An 18,140-nucleotide genomic window follows, 5' to 3' on the forward strand; every position below is an offset into this window, starting at 1 on the left:
GTTTTTGTTAACATTTAATAGCTTATTTTTATAACAATCATTAAAAACTACTAAACAATGAAAAAACACGTATTATTTATTTTTTTACTGGCAGTATCTGTAGTAGGATATTCGCAGATAGAGACTCCGCAACCAAGTCCTACAGCCAAAATGGAACAAAAAGTGGGATTGACGGATGTAACCTTGGAATATTCTCGTCCGTCCATGAGAGGACGTACTATTTTTGGAAATTTAGTTCCCTATGGGAAAGTATGGCGCACCGGAGCCAATTCCAATACAAAGATTACTTTTAGTGATGATGTCACTATTGATGGACAAACCCTTAAAGCAGGATCTTATGCTATTTATACCATACCTAATGAAAAATCATGGGATGTGATTTTTTACACAGACACTAATAATTGGGGGACTCCACAAACATGGGATGATAGTAAAGTGGCTGCAAAAGTTACGGCAAATGTATATGATATGCCCATGAAAATCGATACTTTTACCATGACGTTTGATCATTTGTCCAATAGTGGAGCTACTTTAGGTATGCTTTGGGAAAATGTCTATGTAGGTGTTCCGTTTAGTGTTCCAACCGACAACAAAGTGTTGGCTAATATTAATGATGTTATGAGCGGCAATCCAACAGCAAATGATTATTTTGCGGCAGCTGTTTATTATCTACAAGAACTAAAGGACATTAAAACTGCAAAGGAATGGATTGATAAAGCCATGTCTATGACTGAGAAACCTGCTTATTGGCAACTTAGGCAACAGTCTTTGATTTATGCCAAATTTGGCGATAAAAAAGGAGCTATTGAAATTGCTAAAAAATCTTTGGCAGGAGCTGAAAAAGCAGGTAATCAAGATTATGTAAAAATGAACAATGATTCCCTAAAAGAATGGGGAGCTATGTAATTTAGACTTCTTAGACCGTTTAGAACACTTAGATTATAAGCTTTTTGAAAGCTAGACGAACAAAGCACAACCAAATTGGTTGTGCTTTGTTTTAATCACTGTTTTCTAATATAAAGATGTCTTCAACGGGTATTTTGAAAAGTTTGGCTATTTTAAGAGCCAATAGGGTGGAAGGCACATATTTGTTTTTTTCCATAGCATTGATGGTTTGCCTGCTTACACCTATTTTTTCGGCTAAATCGGCTTGTGTCATATCATGAATAGCACGTTGTACTTTTATGTTATTCTTCATTGCTATTGGATTTTAGTTTTAAAAAGTTAAAACGAACAATAAAGAAAATTAACGGTGTAAACATATTAAAAACTAATACATGAAAATATGCCAAATCGTAAATAAACAAAGTAACAAACAACAATATTGCATAATTTACAATTATTGCCCAAACTAGCGAATCTTTGCGTAATTTATAAATAAATTCATCCTCAACTTTCTCTCTTGAAAATCCAACAATAAGACCACCAATTATGATGGCAATTGTAATAAGTTCATCAACAATACTATTTTCTTGAATGTTAAAAAAAGATATTTTACCATCAACGCTAATGTTGAGTCCGTCATAAATTGAAAGGACTTTTGTTGTTAAAAGATTGGTTTCATAACCTTCAATGGTAAATATAATTCCAGCAATTATACCCACGATAAAAAGTACCCAACCTAAGGTTTTATACTTGTTTGGTAATAAATAATTTGTTTTCATAACTTTTCGTTTTAAATGATTTATCTGATTGATAAATTAAAAGTAAAACAAGTTTTACATATAGACAAATAAAATTAACAAAAAGTAATAAAAACCAGTCTTTTAAATATTAATAATGCAGTTTAACAAGGTCTCTGATATCATCCAGGGTTTTGATGAGTTGTTTGCTAAACTCAAACGTCATGATATCGCTTTCGGTTTTGCCTTTTCTTAGTAGTTTGTTGAAGTGAACGGTTTCGTAATTATATCCAATGGTGTTATACCCAAAATCAATAATTTCTTCTTTTCCATCTACAATCAATGAAACTGTACTTGGACAATGAAATTGCCTATTGATCTTAATCGTTCCTTTTTCACAATAGAAAATGGCCTCCGTAGGTAATTCCTCAAGTAGCGAACTGTTTAGATTGGCAGTAACATTGTTGTCATAGTGAAAGGTTATGTTGCAAGATGAATCTGCACTATTATCAAAAAATGAAGCCTTTGCTTGTATGGATTTAGGGACATCTAAAGTTGACAACGCAGCAAAAATAGGGTAGATGCCAATATCTAAAAGGCTACCACCACCAAGTGATTTTTTAAAAAGCCTGGAGTTATCATCAAATTCACGAAAAAAGCCAAAACTAGCCTCTACTTTTAAAATGTTTCCATAGGTTTTGTTTTTCAATTCCTGCAAAACAAATTGGTAATGCGGAAGAAAATACGTCCAAAGCGCTTCCATGAGCAGGACATTTTTCTCTTTGGCTCTTGCAATCATCGTATCAACTTCAGTAGCATTCATAGCAAAAGGCTTTTCGCATAACACTGCAATACCATGATCCAAACACAACAAGGTATTGTCTTTATGCAAGGCATGTGGTGTGGCAATGTAAACCGCATCAACATTGGAGTCGTTTGCTAAGGCCTCATAACTTGAGTAAGCTTTTGAAGCTCCATATTGGTCAGCAAAATCGTCGGCTTTTTCTTGGGAGCGAGAGCCTACGGCATACAATTCAGCATCTTGTATGGTTAATAAATCCTTTGCAAATTTATGGGCAATGTTTCCCAGGCCAATAATTCCCCAACGGATCTTTCTATTTTGAAGTGATTCTTTCATTTGTGTCATTTATTACTTGTATAATTAATGCTATACCCATGACTAGCATACATCCAAACAGATTGAGCCATAAATAAGGCATCCAGTCATACCACCAACCAATAATAATAATGGCTTGTGTGATTAAGGCCGCAATAAACACTGCATTGGCTTTTACAAACTTAAAGAAAAAAGCCAGCAGGAAAATACCTAAAACATTTCCGTAGAATATTGACCCAATTATATTTACCAACTGAATTAAATTATCGGCAAGATAAGCTATACATGCTATGGATATGGCTATAAAGCCCCAAGCCATGGTAAACCATTTGGTAGCGTTTAAATAATGTGTTTCATCTCCATCTTTGAAAATGGAGCGTTTATATAAATCCATAGTAGTGGTAGAGGCCAGAGCATTTAACTCGCCTGCTGTACTGGACATTGCGGCACTTAAAATCACGGCAAGCAATAGGCCAATCAAGCCTCTTGGCAGGTTGTTTAAAATAAAATGAATGAATACATAGTCTTTATCATTGGTTTCAACACTCACTAATGTGTCATCTGATGCTTTTTGAATCAGCTCTTTGGCAACCTCTCTGTTGTTTTTGTCGGCTTCATTTGCAAGATTTATATCCTTGATATATTTAACATTCTTAGTTTCTATATAAGAATTAACTAAATCTTTTTTGTTATTAAAAATCTCATTTTGTTTCTTTTCTAAAGCTTTATAATCTTCTGCGTAAGGTGAATTTAAAACTGTTTTTTCCGCCGCTGGATTAAAGTTGATAGGTGAGGTGTTGAATTGATAAAACACAAAAACCATCACGCCAACCAACAAAATGAAGAATTGCATAGGGACTTTAAGTAAGCCATTAAAAAGTAATCCCATTTGCATTTCTTTGATGGATTTTCCCGAAAGGTAGCGTTGTACTTGGCTTTGGTCAGTTCCAAAATAGGAGAGCGCCAAAAACGTTCCGCCAATGAGTCCGCTCCAAACGGTGTATCTGTTTTTCAAATTAAACGAAAAATCCAACATGTTCATTTTACCACTAGCCCCAGCAATGTCAAGAGCTTTGGTAAATGTGATGTTGTCTGGCAAGTAACTTATGATTAAAAAGAAAGCGGTGAACATACCAATAAAAATGACAGCCATTTGATGTTTCTGCGTCATGCTTACGGCTTTTGTACCGCCGGATACCGTATAAATAATTACCAATAACCCGATGATAATGTTTAGAATATTCAAATTCCATCCCAATACGGCGGATAGTATAATAGCTGGAGCATATATGGTTATTCCAGCTGACAGACCACGTTGAATTAAAAACAACGAGGCTGTTAAACTTCTTGTTTTAAGATCAAATCTGTTTTCTAAAAACTCATAAGCCGTGTATACTTTCAAACGATGATATAATGGAATAAATACCATGCAGATAATAATCATGGCTATGGGGACACCAAAATAAAATTGTACAAACCCCATACCGTCATTAAACGCTTGTCCTGGTGTTGATAAAAATGTGATGGCACTGGCCTGCGTTGCCATAACGGATAGCCCTATAGTCCACCATTTGGCATCGTTTCCACCTTGGATAAAATCATGGACGTTTTTGCTGCCTCTTGTTTTCCAAGAACCATAGATTACTATAGTGAATAAGGTGCCCAATAATACAATCCAGTCTAATAATTCCATATACCTAGTAGCGTTTCATTACGATATAGAATATTATAAAATACAACACATTAGCAATCAACACGATGGTGTACAGTCGTTTCCAAGGTGTTTTGCCTGTTGTTTTGTTATTCATACTAGTTCTTTAATTTTGTAGTAACCTTAATATTGTCTTTTCCAATGGAAAGCATATTGGCAAACAGCCGGTAGGCTCCAGAGACGCCTTCAGGAAATTCCCTAAAAAAGCTCAATCCTGTATAAATATAATAGCCTTTACCATATTTGGCAACCAAAAGACTTCCATCTTTGGGAGTTTCGCCTTTATCATGCATAGACAAAATAGGCGTGAAATTGTCTGACCACTTATCAGGAAAATATAAACCGCGCTCTTGTGTCCACCCTTCAAAATCTTTTTGGGTGATTTTGTTTGGATAATTAAGAAGCGGATTGTTCGGATTTAAAAAAGTTACTTCTGCATGTTCATCAGTGACCCGGTCTCTAGATAAGCTTAAATCGTAAGGCGCTAAGTCATCAACTTTTAATCTTGAATTTGTATTGTATTGCACAATCATATTGCCACCTTGTTTTACAAAATCAAACAGTACTTGTTGTTTATATTTTAAATCCTCTACCGTATTGTAAGCCCTAACGCCAACAACTACAGCATCAAATCTGCTCAAGGTTTCGGCATTAATATCTTTGGGAGAAATGGTAACTACATTATAACCAATTTGTTTTAAGCTTTCTGGAACCACATCACCAGCGCCTTCAATATACGCAATATTATCGCCTTTCTTTTGAATATCTAATCTAACCACTTTGCTTTCACTGGGTAATAACACCGTTTGAAAAGGGATATGGTCATAATCTATTTCATCAAGTTCTTTGGTATAAATACTATCTCCAATATGAATCATCGGTGTGATGAGCCCTTCGTTTTCATTCTTTGGAGGAATAATAGTAAAAACAAGGGTTTGTTCTTCTCCTTTATGTACTATTGAAATGGTTTGTTTTTCGGGATAAACGCTCCAGCCTTTTGGATGAGCAATTGATACATACCCTTCCACTTTATCTTTTCCAGCTTTTACAATAACAGGGATTTCTTTTTGTTCATCCGTATTAAAAATGATGACCTTTTCTGCAACTTTAGCCGAGACTTCTGGAATAATGACGAACGGTTTGTAAACTTCTCCTTTTACGGGATCATTGGTTTTATAAACTACTGGTTTTGAAATGGTCACAGGAACATTATCAATCAATAGATTGAATTCTACAGCGGCTGCAGGCGGCGTTTCAGGAAGACCAATTAATACAGGGTTATCAACTCTGTACATGCCCAATGTTCCTTTATGCATAAGCCAATAAGGCGTTGTTGGCTCTTGGTTTTTTGAAATTAACAAGGTATCCTTGATAGTTTTATCTTGATTGTTTTTTAGTGTTATATGTTTTGAAACCAGGTGGTTGTTAATGTTGAGGCTTTCTAAAGCAATGTTTGTATTACTTCTGTTGATGGCTTCAATAGTCAGCGGAACGCTTGAATTTGGTGTAGCTTGGTTAGTATTTGCAACAGCCTCCAAATACAATCCGGCACAAGCGGCAATAATATTTTTTATTGCTTTGGATTTAAGCGTTCTCCAATGTTCATCATCTAATTTCTGAATTAATTGATACGCTTTTACCAGTTCTGGAATTGATGCCGATGGATTGTTAAAATCATAATCAGATTCCACTTTGTTCAGAATATTCCCGATAGGTTTTCCACCTTTTACGCGGTTCCAAGACGTGTCAATACCATCAAAAATATTTGATTTATCAGTTGGTAAATCACCTTTTAAAAGCTCAAGATATTCTGTTTCCTCACCCCGACTACCCGTACTGCCAAAGCCTTGTGTTTTATGACTGCTCCTGCTTAATGCCGCAATTTCGGAATTACTCAATCCTTTTGATGGGAAATAGGTTCCTGTATTGATAGTCATTAAATTAGTTTTATCAGCCTTATCAAATTTTTCCTGACTGCCATAAAACCACCATGAAGTATTAAAAAATAAGCGTTGCGGTTGCCAGAGACTGGTTTGGTTTAGTTGTTCTGGGAATGCTGATTGTTTGTTGGCCAAATCAAAAGCTTTAACACTTAACATGGCCGAACTGGTATGGTGCCCGTGTGTTGTGCCTGGAGTTCTATGGTCAAACCGATTGATAATGACATCGGGCTTAAATTTTCTGATTGCCAGCACTACATCACTCAACACTTTATCTTTGTCCCAAATGGACAAGGTTTCATCAGGATTTTTTGAGTATCCAAAATCATTGGCTCTTGTAAATAGTTGCTCACCACCATCAATGTGTCTTGCCCCTAACAATTCTTCAGTTCTAATCACACCCAAAAGTTCCCTGATTTCTGGGCCAATTAAATTTTGCCCGCCATCACCCCGCGTCATGGATAAATAGGCTGTTCTGGCTTTTATTTCATTGGATAAATACGAGATGAGCCGTGTGTTTTCATCATCAGGATGTGCTCCAACATACAATACCGAACCCAGAAAATTCAGTTTTTGAATGGATTCATAAATTTCAGACGCATTTAATTTTTTTGGCTGTTGCGCCTGGATCAGTAATGGAGCATAACAAAAAATAAGGAGGTAAAGTAACGTTTTTCGCATCATGTATTGAATTGGTAATTTACCAAATATAGAAAAAGAAATCAGCGAACTTGAAGGCTTTAATGTTTCTTTAACGAAATGAAAAGAAAACTAAAACCATTTCTTTTTTTTGAAATAAAATAACATTGCAAGAAAAAGAACAATCATAATGCCCCACAAAATAAAGTAGGCGTATTTGTAATGCAATTCTGGGATGTGGTCAAAATTCATTCCATAAACCCCGGTAAAAAAGGTGAGCGGAATGAATATAGTGGCTATAACTGTAAGCACTTTCATGACTTCATTCATTTTGTTGCTCAAGGCGGTCATATACATGTCCATTAAACTCCAAATCATTTCCCTGTAGATATCAATATTTTCTGAAAGTTGAATGACGTGGTCATAAATATCCCTAAAATAATGCAGGGTTTTGTCTTTTATCAATTCATTTTCGTTCTTTTCAATTTTGCTAATTATTTCACGTAACGGAAAGATAGCTCGTCTTACTTTTAAGACTTCTCGTTTTAGATTTTGTATTTCCTGGCTTATTTCTTCTTGTGAAAATCCATTGAACAAATTATCCTCCAAATCCTCAATCTTATTGCCCATTGTTTCAACAACAATATAGTAATGGTCTATCACGGCATCAATTAAGGCATAAAGTAAATAATCTGCGCCCAAACCTCTGATGCGCCCTTTTGAAAGGCGTATCCGGTCGCGTACAGTATCAAACACATCACCTTCGGCCTCTTGAAAGGACAATACATAATTATCGCCCATAATGAAACTTACCTGTTCTGTGATAACTTGTTCATCCTTATCATAATACAGCATTTTTAAGACCACAAACATATAATTGTCATAATCCTCAACCTTGGGCCTTTGCGATGTGTTAACAATGTCTTCTAATGTGAGCGGATGGATATTGTAATGATTGCCTATTTTTTCAATTGAATCTACATGGTTGAGTCCATTGATGTTAGTCCATGTTACGTTTTTGGTTAATTTATATTGGAAGGTATCTTCAATTTTGACATGGACTTTCTCTTCAATAACGTCTTGGTTGTAATCAAACGATTCAATAAAAAGATTTTGGGACTCTTTTTCGCCAGTGTAAACAATAGATCCAGGACTTAATCCTATCTTTTTTTTATATTGATGTGTTCTTTTCTTATTCTTCATGAAAAGCTATTGATATTATAAATATAAGATTTTAATCATAATCTTCCTCAATAGCATCTTTTTGAATAAGGGTTACTGCTTTTTGTAACATGAGATTGTTTGGATACGTTACTAAATTACCATTGTCTAACCTTAAATGCAGCTGAAAAGCGCCAATATCCTCAATGATGGCTTCAACAGGAAAATCTTTATCGTGAATTTGTATTTTATCTCCAACTTTATAAGGAAAGGAGAAAAACATGATAACGCCAGACGTGATATTACTTAAAATAGACCAAATGGCAAATAGAGCAATTCCAACCACAGCAAACACTGACGAAAATACCAATGCTATTTGATTGGGTTCAACTCCCAATACAATGGCTTCAATGAGTATGGCAATTAAAAATAAAGTAACGGTAATATATCTGCCCATGAGGTTGACCCTGGCTATATTGATGTTGCTCCTTTTGCCAATCCCTTTAAGTATTTTTTTAAAAATGAAGTTTAAAACAATAAATAGAACAATTAAGATGATAGAAAATATAATCTCTTTTGAAAATGTGCCAAACGAATTTTCCATACTGAAATAAAATTTTTAACAAAGATAAGTTTAATACACCAAATTACTTTACCAATTCTAAAAGGACTTGATAAACCAAGTTCACTGGAAGCCCCATAACGTTAAAATAAGAGCCTTCAATTTTTGTGACACCAATCTGGCCAATCCATTCCTGGACGCCATAAGCACCGGCTTTGTCAAATGGTTTGCAGATTTTGATATAATAATCAATTTCATCGGCAGTGAGTTCTTTAAACGTCACTTTTGTGATATCATTGATTGTTTTTTGAATGGTTTTGGTAGTAAAACAAACCGATGTAATGACCTCATGTGTTTTCCCACTTAAAGATTGTATCATATTGAATGCATCTCTTTCACTATTAGGTTTTCCTAAAGCTTGGTTGTTATGCCACACAATGGTGTCACTAGTAATAAGGATATCATGCTCTTTAAGTTCTTCTTTAAATGGTAATGCTTTTAATTGCGATAGATAATCACTAATTTCAAAGTGTTTTAATCTAGGTGGATATTCTTCTTTTACAGGTTTTAATCGAATTTCAAAATCCAAGCCCAGTTCTTTAAAAAACAACTGTCTTCTTGGTGAGCCAGAAGCTAAAATGATATGATGGTTTTTTAATTTTTCCTTAAGCATTATGATAACAAAACATATTTGTACAATAACATGGACAACATGCCAAAAAGCATGACCAATTTAAACAGATTGCTGATGATTTGAAAATCCTTTTTAGTTTTTGAATAAGCTATTTTAATGATTGTATAGATTAGTGGAGCCACTATTAAAACCAAAAAATAGATAACCGCAATAGGCTGTTTGTATAGTGTGTTAACAATGTAAAAAACAATAAGCAACAACGGAATAAATGATAATGCAAACAATAGCTTTAATGCCCTGTCACGCCCTAAAACAATGGGCAGTGTTTGCATGCCAACTTTGTAATCACCATCAATATCTTCAATGTCCTTGATGATTTCCCGAAGGAAATTCAATATAAATGCAAACAAGGCGTAGTCCAATAAAATTTTGAAAAAAGTAAGTTGAATGCCTTGGTTTTGAGGTGTGATAGCAGGAATTAACTCAAATATTCCAACAATGATAATGCTTAAGGCGACCAAAATTGAAATGACAATATTGCCAATTAATAAAGTCCGCTTTAAATAAGAGGCATACACGTATAACAACACCGAAATGATCACAAATATGGAGAACAATCCACTTTTGGCAACTATGTTTGACAGGTAAAAGCCGATTGCCATGCCCAAAACATTTAAAATAATAAATAGATTATAGGCTGTTTTTTCAGATATGTGTTTTCCAATGATTACCTTTTCTGGTTTATTGATTTCATCGGTCTCAACATCATAAATATCATTAATGACATTTCCTGCCGCCGCAATGCAAATGGTTGCTACCATTAAAAGAATAAATTCAAACCCGTTTAAGGACATGCTGACTCCAAAAGGTTTCAATAAAGCATATTTGATAAGCCATTGAACCAAAGCAATCATCAATAAATTTTTCCAACGGATGAGGTCAAGGATGCTTGGTATCATATTATACTTATCCATTAGTTTTCAAAAGCTCTAGAAAAGAGGTGATATTATGTATTTGTAGCAAAGAAAGGAAAGCAAAAGGCTTAAGCCAATTGTTACAACCATAATTTTAACGGATTTCCTTTTTTCTGCTTTTCTTATCCTATTTTTAATACCCTCCTTTTCAGTTTTAGTCAATCTTTTATGAGAAAAGTGGATTTGATGGTGTATATGAGTTTCTTCATTTAACTTGTCTTTTAATTCGGAAAATGCTTTTTTAGAGTGTTGGTTGAAAATGCTTTGGTTATTTCCAAACCCAATATACCCAAAACCTGTACTATGCCTTCTCCTTTGTCTAGTCATTAAAAAATCAATCATACTTGGCATCAAAGTTTTTGTTCCATTTTTCCTGGACTTTAAGTACCTGTTCTATAACATCCCTTACGGCCCCAAAGCCACCATTTTTATGGGACACATATTTAGAAATATTCTTTATTTCTGGCACGGCGTCTTGTGGACAGCATGGTAGACCAACTCGCTTCATAACTGGATAGTCGGGTAGATCATCACCCATATAAAGAACGTTTTCAGATTTGATATTGTATTTGTTGAGGTATTCATCCAATAGTTTGATTTTGTCATGGGCTTTTAGGTAAATGTCCTTAATGCCCAATCCTTCCAAACGGATACGGACGCCTTCATTTGATCCGCCGGTAATGATGCAGATATTGTACCCTTGGTCAATGGCGGTCTTAAGAGCGTAGCCGTCTTTCATGTTCATGGTGCGTAACAATTCTCCTGAACTGGTAACGGTTACCGTGGCATTAGTTAAAACACCATCAACATCAAAAACAAAGGTGGTTATGTGTTCCAGATATTCTTTATAGCTTTTTTCTTCCATGGGTGTGTTGTATTGAAGCTGTCAACAATTCATAAATGTCTTTATGATGTGAACCTTCAAGTAATTTTAAATGTTTTTTAATGGTTTTTTTGTCGTTGCGTTTGGCGGGGCCTGTTTGTGCCATGTAAGGGGACATGGTCTGGATTTTCTTGGCAGTCTCTAAAATAAGGGGTTTTAGAACATCAAATTCCACACTTTTAGATTCTGTTATTTCATGGGCAATCCTGTATAATTGATTGGTAAAATTATTGGCGAAAACAGCAGCTAGATGCAATGAGCTTCGTTGTTCTGTGCTTACCTTATAACTGGTACTTCCAATACTTTCGGCCAATAACTTTAGCGTATTAAAATCATTCTTATCCATAGCTTCAATACAAATGGGAACATTTGAAAAATCCATATCGGCTTCCTTACTAAATGTTTGCAATGGATAAAATACACCACGTCTGTGCTTTTTATCCAAATCATGAATGCCAACACTACCTGAGGTGTGCACCACCAGTCTGTTTTCAAAAGTAAGCTTGGAAGAAAGATTGGAAATGACATCATCACTCACTGCCAAAACATACACGTCAGCCTCTTTTAGCGAAGACAGATTATCTGTAACTTCAACGGTGTTTTTATATAAATCAATAGGTTTTGTTTTTCGGCTAAACCATTGATTTACAATAATATTTTCAGCTTTATTGAAAGCTTTAAACAAATGTGTACCCACATTACCAGCGCCTAGTATAACAACAGAAATCATAGTGCTAAAATAAGTAAGTAAACGGTTATATAAAAGCCTATTGGTGTATCTTTGTTTACTATGGAAAAAAAAGATATAAAAAACCGAGATGATATTTTTTTGTTGGTCTCAACATTTTATGGCAAAGTGCGTAAGGATGCTGTTCTAGGGCCTTTTTTTAATGAGGTCATCACCGATTGGGACGATCATTTAAGTAAACTCACAGCTTTTTGGGAATCCAATTTGTTTTTGAAAACAAAATATTTGGGAAATCCTTTAGAGGCTCACGTAAAAGTTGACAGTATGTTTAACCATTCCATTACAGACAAACATTTTGGTTTGTGGTTAAACCTTTGGATTCAGACCATAGATGAGCTCTTTACGGGAGATTATGCCGAAAACGCAAAGCATAGAGCTAGAAAAATGGGCACATTTTTATATTTAAAAATTTTTGAAGCGCGACAAAACTAAGCATTCAATACGTTAAAATTTAAGGATATTTTTATGATTTATATCATTTCTTACTGAACAAAATGCCCTAAATTTGTGGCTCATTATTGAACTTAAATATCATGTTAGATAAAATCTCCAAAATCCTATTTTCTACACGTCTTACTGCAGTTTTATTTCTTGTGTTTGCGGCTGCGATGGCAACGGGAACCATTTTAGATGCCGGACAAAGCACGTCGCCAACGCCGTATACAAGAACCTTGATTTACAACGCTTGGTGGTTTGAGGCTATTCTATTGTTTTTTGTTATAAACTTTGCTGGTAATATTTTTAGATACCGTCTTTATAAAAAAGAAAAATGGGCCACGTTTACGCTTCACATTGCGTTTGTGTTCATCATTGTTGGTGCATTTATAACCAGATATACTGGTTTTGAAGGCATGATGCATATTCGAGAAGGCGCTACAGAGCATACGTTTCTTTCACAAAAAACATATGTAACGGCTTATATTGATGGAGACTATAAAATTGATGGTGTACCGCAACGATTACCTATTGAAAGGCAAGTGGATTTTTCTCCTCGTTTAAAAAACAGTTTTTCCATCAATGCTAAATATGACCAACAACCTGTGTCAATAGAATTAGAAAAATTTGTTGCAGGAGCAGAAGAAGATATTGTGCCCGATGATAATGGAGAAAATTATCTAAAAATAGTTGAGGCAGAAAATGGGGGAGCGGTCAACCATTTTTTGAAGGATGGTCAAATAATGATTATCCACAATGTATTGTTTACACTTAATTCTCCTACCGAAGGCGCTATTAATTTCACTTATAATGATGATGGTCTTTTTATTAAATCCCCATTTGAAGGCGAATATATGACCATGGCAACCATGGCTAAAGGCGTTTTGGTTAAAGATAGCCTACAGCCTTTGGCATTGCGTTCACGGTATGTCATAGGCAGTATGCAAATGGTGTTTCCAAAACCGGTTATAAAAGGCAAAATAGACATTGTAAAAAAATCCCAGATACTAAATACACAGGATGAAGATGGATTACTGTTTAAAATTTCAACCAATGGAGAAAGCAAAACAGTAGGTGTTTTAGGTGGCAAAGGGCTAAATAACCCATTTAAAACAGTTAAAATTGGTGGATTGGATATTCACCTTCGTTATGGGGCTAAAGTATTGGAACTTCCATTTGATATTAAACTCAATGATTTTGAGGCAGAGCGTTATCCGGGAACAACCAGAGGCTACTCATCATACTCCAGTAAAGTAACCGTTTTTGATAAAGAAGATGGAAATTTTGATTATAAAATTTATATGAACCATATATTAGAACTTAAAGGATACCGCTTCTTCCAATCTAGTTTTGACGGCGATGAAAAAGGCACTGTGCTTTCAGTCAACCATGATTTTTGGGGAACTTGGGTAACCTATATTGGTTATTTTATGTTGTTCTTTGGATTGATGGCCATTATGTTTAGTAAGGGAACTCGATTTAAGTTTTTGGAAAGCCAACTAAATAGCATCAAGGCAAAAAAATCAAAATTCCTGGCCATCTTATTGATAGGTTTTGGTTTGAATGCATTTTCGCAAGGACATTCTGAAGGTGACGGACATATCCATTCTAAACCAACAAAAGCACAAATAGATTCTATTTTAAAGGCCAATATTACTCCAAAAGAACATGCAGATAAATTTGGACATTTGGTTATCCAAGATTTAAGTGGTCGTATGATGCCTGTTAATACCTATGCTTCAGAATTACTTAGAAAGCTAAGTAAAGATGATGAGTATGAATCTTTTAATGCCGATCAAATATTCTTGTCAATACAAGAAAGTCCCATGCTTTGGTACAATGTGCCAATCATTTATTTGAAATCCAAAAAAGACGACTCTATTAGAAAAATAATTGGGGTTGATAAAGACGTGAAATATGCTTCGCTCTCCGATTTTTTAACAGATGAAGGACAATATAAATTGGCACCCTATCTTGATGAGGCTTATAAGGCACAAGTTCCCAACGCATTTCAAAAAGAGTTCAAGGAAGCCGATCAACGGGTTAATTTATTATACAACACTATTGAAGGCAAATCCTTGAAAATATTTCCAGTTCCCAATGATTCAAATAATAAATGGATCTCATCGGCAGAATACAGGGAAGGTAATTATAAAATAGAGGATTCTCTATATGCCAATTTTGTAAACAATGGGTTTAGAGCGTATCTATATACGTTACAAAATGCTAAAGAAACAGGTAATTTTAAAGACGCTGACAAACTGTTGGAATCTTTCAAAAAAACCCAACACCGTTATGGTGAATCCGTGATGATAAGTGACAAAAAGGTCAATACTGAGGTGCTTTATAATAAATATGATATTTTCAAAAAATTGTTCAGTTGGTATCTGTACGCAGGAACTTTGTTGTTCGTGGTTCTTATTGTCCAAATTTTTAAAAGCAAAAGCAAGGCATTAAAAATTTCGATTAACGTATTTAAACTAGCCATTTTAGGGCTGTTTATTCTACATACCTTAGGACTTATCTTGCGTTGGTATATATCTGGGCATGCACCTTGGAGTGATGCCTATGAGTCCATGATTTATGTGGCTTGGGCAACCATGCTCTTTGGTTTGTTGTTTGGTAGAAAAAGTGACCTTACTATAGCTGCTACAGCTTTTGTGACTTCCATGATATTAATGGTCGCCCATTGGAACTGGATGGATCCTGCTATTGCCAATTTACAGCCAGTTTTAAACAGTTATTGGTTAATGATTCACGTGGCCGTTATTGTGGCAAGTTATGGTCCTTTTACCTTAGGAATGATATTAGGTTTTGTGGCCCTGTTTTTAATGATTTTTACAAACAAGGATAATAAAGAAAACATGCTCATTAACATTAATGAAATTTCTATTATTAATGAAATGTCTTTAACCATAGGTTTAGTTATGCTAACCATTGGAAACTTTTTGGGAGGTATGTGGGCCAATGAAAGTTGGGGACGCTATTGGGGCTGGGATCCAAAGGAAACTTGGGCTCTTATCAGCATTATGATTTATGCCTTTGTTATTCATATGCGATTAGTGCCAGGACTTCGCGGACGTTGGTTTTTTAACCTGATGTCGGTAGCAGCTTACGCTAGTATCATGATGACGTATTTTGGGGTTAACTTCTATTTGGCAGGATTGCATTCTTACGCTAGTGGAGACCAAATTGTGAGCGTTAAATTTATTGTGGCAGCTGTGCTGTTTTTAGCTGTGGTAGGATATTTTTCTTATAGAAAATATTTGAAATTTTACAAGAAATAGAATTTTCAAAAGAAGCTGATTAAACTTCTTTGTAAGCTAGTTGGATTGTTTTCGACATAAATTGAAACAATCCAACTATTTTTTGTCATGAAACTTCTATTTATAATCATTTTAGCAATTACCACTTTTCAATCCTGTTCAACATCTTCTGATGATTCCATGGACAGCAATCAAATGAACGATTCTATGCCAAATGATAATTCAGATAATGGAACAATGGACACCAACTCAGGGAAATTGTATATGGGTGATTTTATGTCTGGAGCGCATACAACACAAGGGAAAGCCACTGTAAATTCAGAACATACAAAATTAAACTTCACGAATTTTAAAACCGATAATGGTCCTGTGCTAAATGTGTATTTAGCTACCGATACATCAGTAACTTCATACATGGATTTAGGCGCTTTAAAAGGAATAGAAGGGGATTACGAATATGATTTGCCAAACAATGTTGATTTATCCACCTATAAATATGTGATTATTTGGTGTGTTGAATATTCCGTTAATTTTGGATATGCTGTTTTGGAGTAAGAAAGTGTAATGGCAACTAGATTAGTTCTATGATATATTTATATTCCATTCCAAACAAAAACGCCAGGCCAAAACTAATTAATGTTCCAATAAGGATGTACTCTGTTAACTTTCGGTCTTTGGATTTTGATAAATCCCCAAATCTGAATACGGATTTTGCCGCCAGTAAAAAACCAATACCTTCCCAGTAATTCATGGCAATAAAAGCAAATATAAACAAGCGCTCTAGCATGCCAATGTAAGCACCGGCATTTTCTAAAGACTCTTGGCTGGTATTTTCTTCTAAATACCATTTTGATATGATGGTTTTCATGATGATGGAAGATACCACCGTAACGCCTATCACATTAGTAATTAACAATAAGACCTTTGGGCTATAAAAGCTTTCTATATTGAGGTTATAGGGCTCGTAGATATTGACCACAATAGCTATAACTATAATGTGCAACAATTGGTCCGTCCCAAAAAGCAATCTGGGGTTTATTTTGGATTTAAGGAGAAGCTTGAAAACATCAATGATATAGTGTGACACAATGATGATGACCATGCCCAACCAATACTTAAAATCAGCTTGAAGCACCAACAGAAGAGCCCCAAAATGAACTACTATGTGCCAATATAGAAATTTAGATTTGAGCTTGTTTGTTTCCTTATGAACCACCCATTTTTCTGGCTGAAACAAAAAATCTCCCAAAAAGTGGGCCAGTACGAGCTTTATTGACAAGCTTAGCATACCGTTTTTATTTGTGAGTTATAGTATAGTACCATTTTCAAAATTTCATCATAGCCACTACGTTTTAAGCCTTGGCTAATGTTCCCTTGGGTTTTATCAAAATAATTGGCAAGTTCTTTTTGATTTAGTTCAGGATGTTCCATGGCGATTTTAATTAAGCTAGCGGTGGTAACGGTCCAATTGTTCATGGTTAACTGGGCCAATTCTAGCATAATGTTTATTTGTGAGTCAAAGGCCGTAAACGGTGATCTTATGGCCAAGGTATTCTTTTTTAACCGTTCAAAACACTCTCCTGAATTAACAAATGCACTGCCATTGGATTCAGTTATCTTGTTTGATGTATATGTTTTATCGCCAATGCCTATCGCCATCCGCACATCAATATCTTTAAACTGTTTTATGGTGGCTTTTATTAAAACGGCTATTTCCAAGGCATCTTCTGGTTTTACTTCCAGTTGAAAACTGTCGCCTCTATAAATTTCCCATTGTGTAGGTTCTTTGCCGTATTTATTGAAGACTGTTTTTAAAGCATCAAGCCATTTTTTTGGTTCGCTTTCTTTTGAATTGACAATGTCTCCTGTAATAATACTGGTCATTTTATACTACTTTATAGTCAAATGTATCCATTTTTTGGTTAATCACCAAATATATTAGTTAAAAGGCTAATAATATAAAATATTAGTTTAAAAGCTAATAATATAAAATATTAGTTATATGAATGATATTTATCTTTATCTTAAAATGCAATCATATTAGTTGCAACTAAATATATGTATATTATTTATTGCTGATAATTTGTATTTTGTGTACTCAAAAATATCAATGATAAAAAAATAATATAATGACAAAAGGACGACTTGAAGCCTTTACGGATGGGGTTTTGGCAATTATCATCACCATTATGGTATTGGAATTAAAGGTGCCTCATGATGGAGGCGCTTTTGAAGATTTAAAACCGCTGTTGCCAGTTTTTGTAAGTTATGTGCTGAGTTTTGTTTATTTGGCCATTTACTGGAACAATCATCACCATATGATGCATACCGTAAAGCATGTTAATGACCCGTCCTGAAATAAGGCTACATAATTTTAAACATTATGTACAAAAATGACAAAGTAATCAGACGGTATTCAGAACCTTTTAAACTGAAAATTCTGGACGA

The 18,140-nt window shown here is 34.8% G+C and carries 18 protein-coding genes and 1 pseudogene; 5 read left to right on the forward strand and 14 right to left on the reverse strand.

Going from position 1 to position 18,140, the window contains the following annotated elements; all coding sequences use genetic code 11:
- Window positions 1–57 precede the first annotated feature (57 nt).
- On the forward strand, window positions 58–906 hold the full coding sequence (locus tag IEW94_RS16375; protein WP_188655079.1) for a DUF2911 domain-containing protein: 849 nt from the start codon (window positions 58–60) through the stop codon (window positions 904–906).
- A 91-nt stretch (window positions 907–997) separates the two neighbouring features.
- Here the strand turns inward: IEW94_RS16375 and IEW94_RS16380 are convergent, their stop codons facing one another.
- The 12 genes from IEW94_RS16380 to IEW94_RS16435 all read right to left on the reverse strand — a co-directional run bounded on the left by IEW94_RS16380 (window position 998) and on the right by IEW94_RS16435 (window position 11,973).
- On the reverse strand, window positions 998–1,198 hold the full coding sequence (locus IEW94_RS16380) for a helix-turn-helix transcriptional regulator (protein ID WP_188655081.1): 201 nt from the start codon (window positions 1,196–1,198) through the stop codon (window positions 998–1,000).
- Window positions 1,188–1,664 carry a hypothetical protein gene (locus IEW94_RS16385; RefSeq protein WP_188655083.1) on the reverse strand — a complete coding sequence of 159 codons (477 nt, stop codon included), beginning with the start codon at window positions 1,662–1,664 and terminating at the stop codon, window positions 1,188–1,190. Before IEW94_RS16385 ends, IEW94_RS16380 begins: the two co-directional genes overlap by 11 nt.
- 109 nt (window positions 1,665–1,773) lie before the next feature.
- Complete coding sequence (locus tag IEW94_RS16390; RefSeq protein WP_188655084.1) at window positions 1,774–2,760, reverse strand: Gfo/Idh/MocA family protein; 987 nt, start codon at window positions 2,758–2,760, stop codon at window positions 1,774–1,776.
- A complete protein-coding gene (locus IEW94_RS16395) occupies window positions 2,738–4,432 on the reverse strand; it encodes a sodium:solute symporter family protein (RefSeq protein WP_188655086.1) in 1,695 nt (564 codons plus the stop codon). The genes IEW94_RS16390 and IEW94_RS16395 overlap by 23 nt, the downstream gene beginning before the upstream one ends.
- 116 nt (window positions 4,433–4,548) lie before the next feature.
- Window positions 4,549–7,071, reverse strand: a complete 2,523-nt coding sequence (locus IEW94_RS16400) for a PIG-L family deacetylase (RefSeq protein WP_188655123.1) — start codon at window positions 7,069–7,071, stop codon at window positions 4,549–4,551.
- A gap of 90 nt (window positions 7,072–7,161) precedes the next feature.
- Complete coding sequence (gene corA / locus IEW94_RS16405; RefSeq protein WP_188655088.1) at window positions 7,162–8,232, reverse strand: magnesium/cobalt transporter CorA; 1,071 nt, start codon at window positions 8,230–8,232, stop codon at window positions 7,162–7,164.
- A 31-nt stretch (window positions 8,233–8,263) separates the two neighbouring features.
- The gene (locus tag IEW94_RS16410; protein WP_188655090.1) at window positions 8,264–8,794 is read right to left on the reverse strand and encodes a mechanosensitive ion channel domain-containing protein; all 531 of its coding nucleotides are present in this window, start codon (window positions 8,792–8,794) and stop codon (window positions 8,264–8,266) included.
- 43 nt (window positions 8,795–8,837) lie between these two features.
- Window positions 8,838–9,425 (reverse strand): Maf-like protein, encoded by a 588-nt coding sequence (locus IEW94_RS16415; protein WP_188655093.1) that lies wholly within the window; start codon window positions 9,423–9,425, stop codon window positions 8,838–8,840.
- The gene (locus IEW94_RS16420) at window positions 9,425–10,360 is read right to left on the reverse strand and encodes a geranylgeranylglycerol-phosphate geranylgeranyltransferase (protein ID WP_229669561.1); all 936 of its coding nucleotides are present in this window, start codon (window positions 10,358–10,360) and stop codon (window positions 9,425–9,427) included. The genes IEW94_RS16415 and IEW94_RS16420 overlap by 1 nt, the downstream gene beginning before the upstream one ends.
- 15 nt (window positions 10,361–10,375) lie before the next feature.
- Window positions 10,376–10,702, reverse strand: coding sequence for a hypothetical protein (locus IEW94_RS16425; RefSeq protein WP_188655095.1), 327 nt, complete (start codon window positions 10,700–10,702; stop codon window positions 10,376–10,378).
- Window positions 10,695–11,225 carry a KdsC family phosphatase gene (locus tag IEW94_RS16430; protein WP_188655097.1) on the reverse strand — a complete coding sequence of 177 codons (531 nt, stop codon included), beginning with the start codon at window positions 11,223–11,225 and terminating at the stop codon, window positions 10,695–10,697. Before IEW94_RS16430 ends, IEW94_RS16425 begins: the two co-directional genes overlap by 8 nt.
- Complete coding sequence (locus tag IEW94_RS16435; RefSeq protein ID WP_188655099.1) at window positions 11,206–11,973, reverse strand: Rossmann-like and DUF2520 domain-containing protein; 768 nt, start codon at window positions 11,971–11,973, stop codon at window positions 11,206–11,208. The genes IEW94_RS16430 and IEW94_RS16435 overlap by 20 nt, the downstream gene beginning before the upstream one ends.
- A gap of 60 nt (window positions 11,974–12,033) precedes the next feature.
- Between IEW94_RS16435 and IEW94_RS16440 the strand changes: the two genes are divergently transcribed.
- From IEW94_RS16440 to IEW94_RS16450, 3 genes are all read left to right on the forward strand, one after another.
- Window positions 12,034–12,423: a group III truncated hemoglobin gene (locus IEW94_RS16440; protein WP_188655101.1), complete on the forward strand. Its 390-nt coding sequence runs from the start codon at window positions 12,034–12,036 to the stop codon at window positions 12,421–12,423.
- Between the two features lie 101 nt (window positions 12,424–12,524).
- The gene (locus tag IEW94_RS16445) at window positions 12,525–15,713 is read left to right on the forward strand and encodes a cytochrome c biogenesis protein CcsA (protein WP_188655109.1); all 3,189 of its coding nucleotides are present in this window, start codon (window positions 12,525–12,527) and stop codon (window positions 15,711–15,713) included.
- Between the two features lie 87 nt (window positions 15,714–15,800).
- Window positions 15,801–16,247 (forward strand): DM13 domain-containing protein, encoded by a 447-nt coding sequence (locus IEW94_RS16450; protein WP_188655111.1) that lies wholly within the window; start codon window positions 15,801–15,803, stop codon window positions 16,245–16,247.
- A gap of 16 nt (window positions 16,248–16,263) precedes the next feature.
- Here the strand turns inward: IEW94_RS16450 and IEW94_RS16455 are convergent, their stop codons facing one another.
- Together IEW94_RS16455 and IEW94_RS16460 are read right to left on the reverse strand one after the other, a co-directional pair.
- Window positions 16,264–16,980 (reverse strand): DUF3307 domain-containing protein, encoded by a 717-nt coding sequence (locus IEW94_RS16455; RefSeq protein ID WP_188655113.1) that lies wholly within the window; start codon window positions 16,978–16,980, stop codon window positions 16,264–16,266.
- Window positions 16,974–17,576 carry a SatD family protein gene (locus IEW94_RS16460; protein WP_188655115.1) on the reverse strand — a complete coding sequence of 201 codons (603 nt, stop codon included), beginning with the start codon at window positions 17,574–17,576 and terminating at the stop codon, window positions 16,974–16,976. The genes IEW94_RS16455 and IEW94_RS16460 overlap by 7 nt, the downstream gene beginning before the upstream one ends.
- 245 nt (window positions 17,577–17,821) lie before the next feature.
- On the opposite strand from IEW94_RS16460, the pseudogene IEW94_RS16465 reads away from it, so the two are divergent.
- Window positions 17,822–18,037: pseudogene (locus tag IEW94_RS16465) on the forward strand (TMEM175 family protein); the annotation flags it as partial.
- Window positions 18,038–18,140: the final 103 nt, after the last annotated feature.

The organism is Yeosuana aromativorans (assembly GCF_014646655.1).
Classification (GTDB): Bacteria; Bacteroidota; Bacteroidia; order Flavobacteriales; family Flavobacteriaceae; genus Yeosuana; species Yeosuana aromativorans.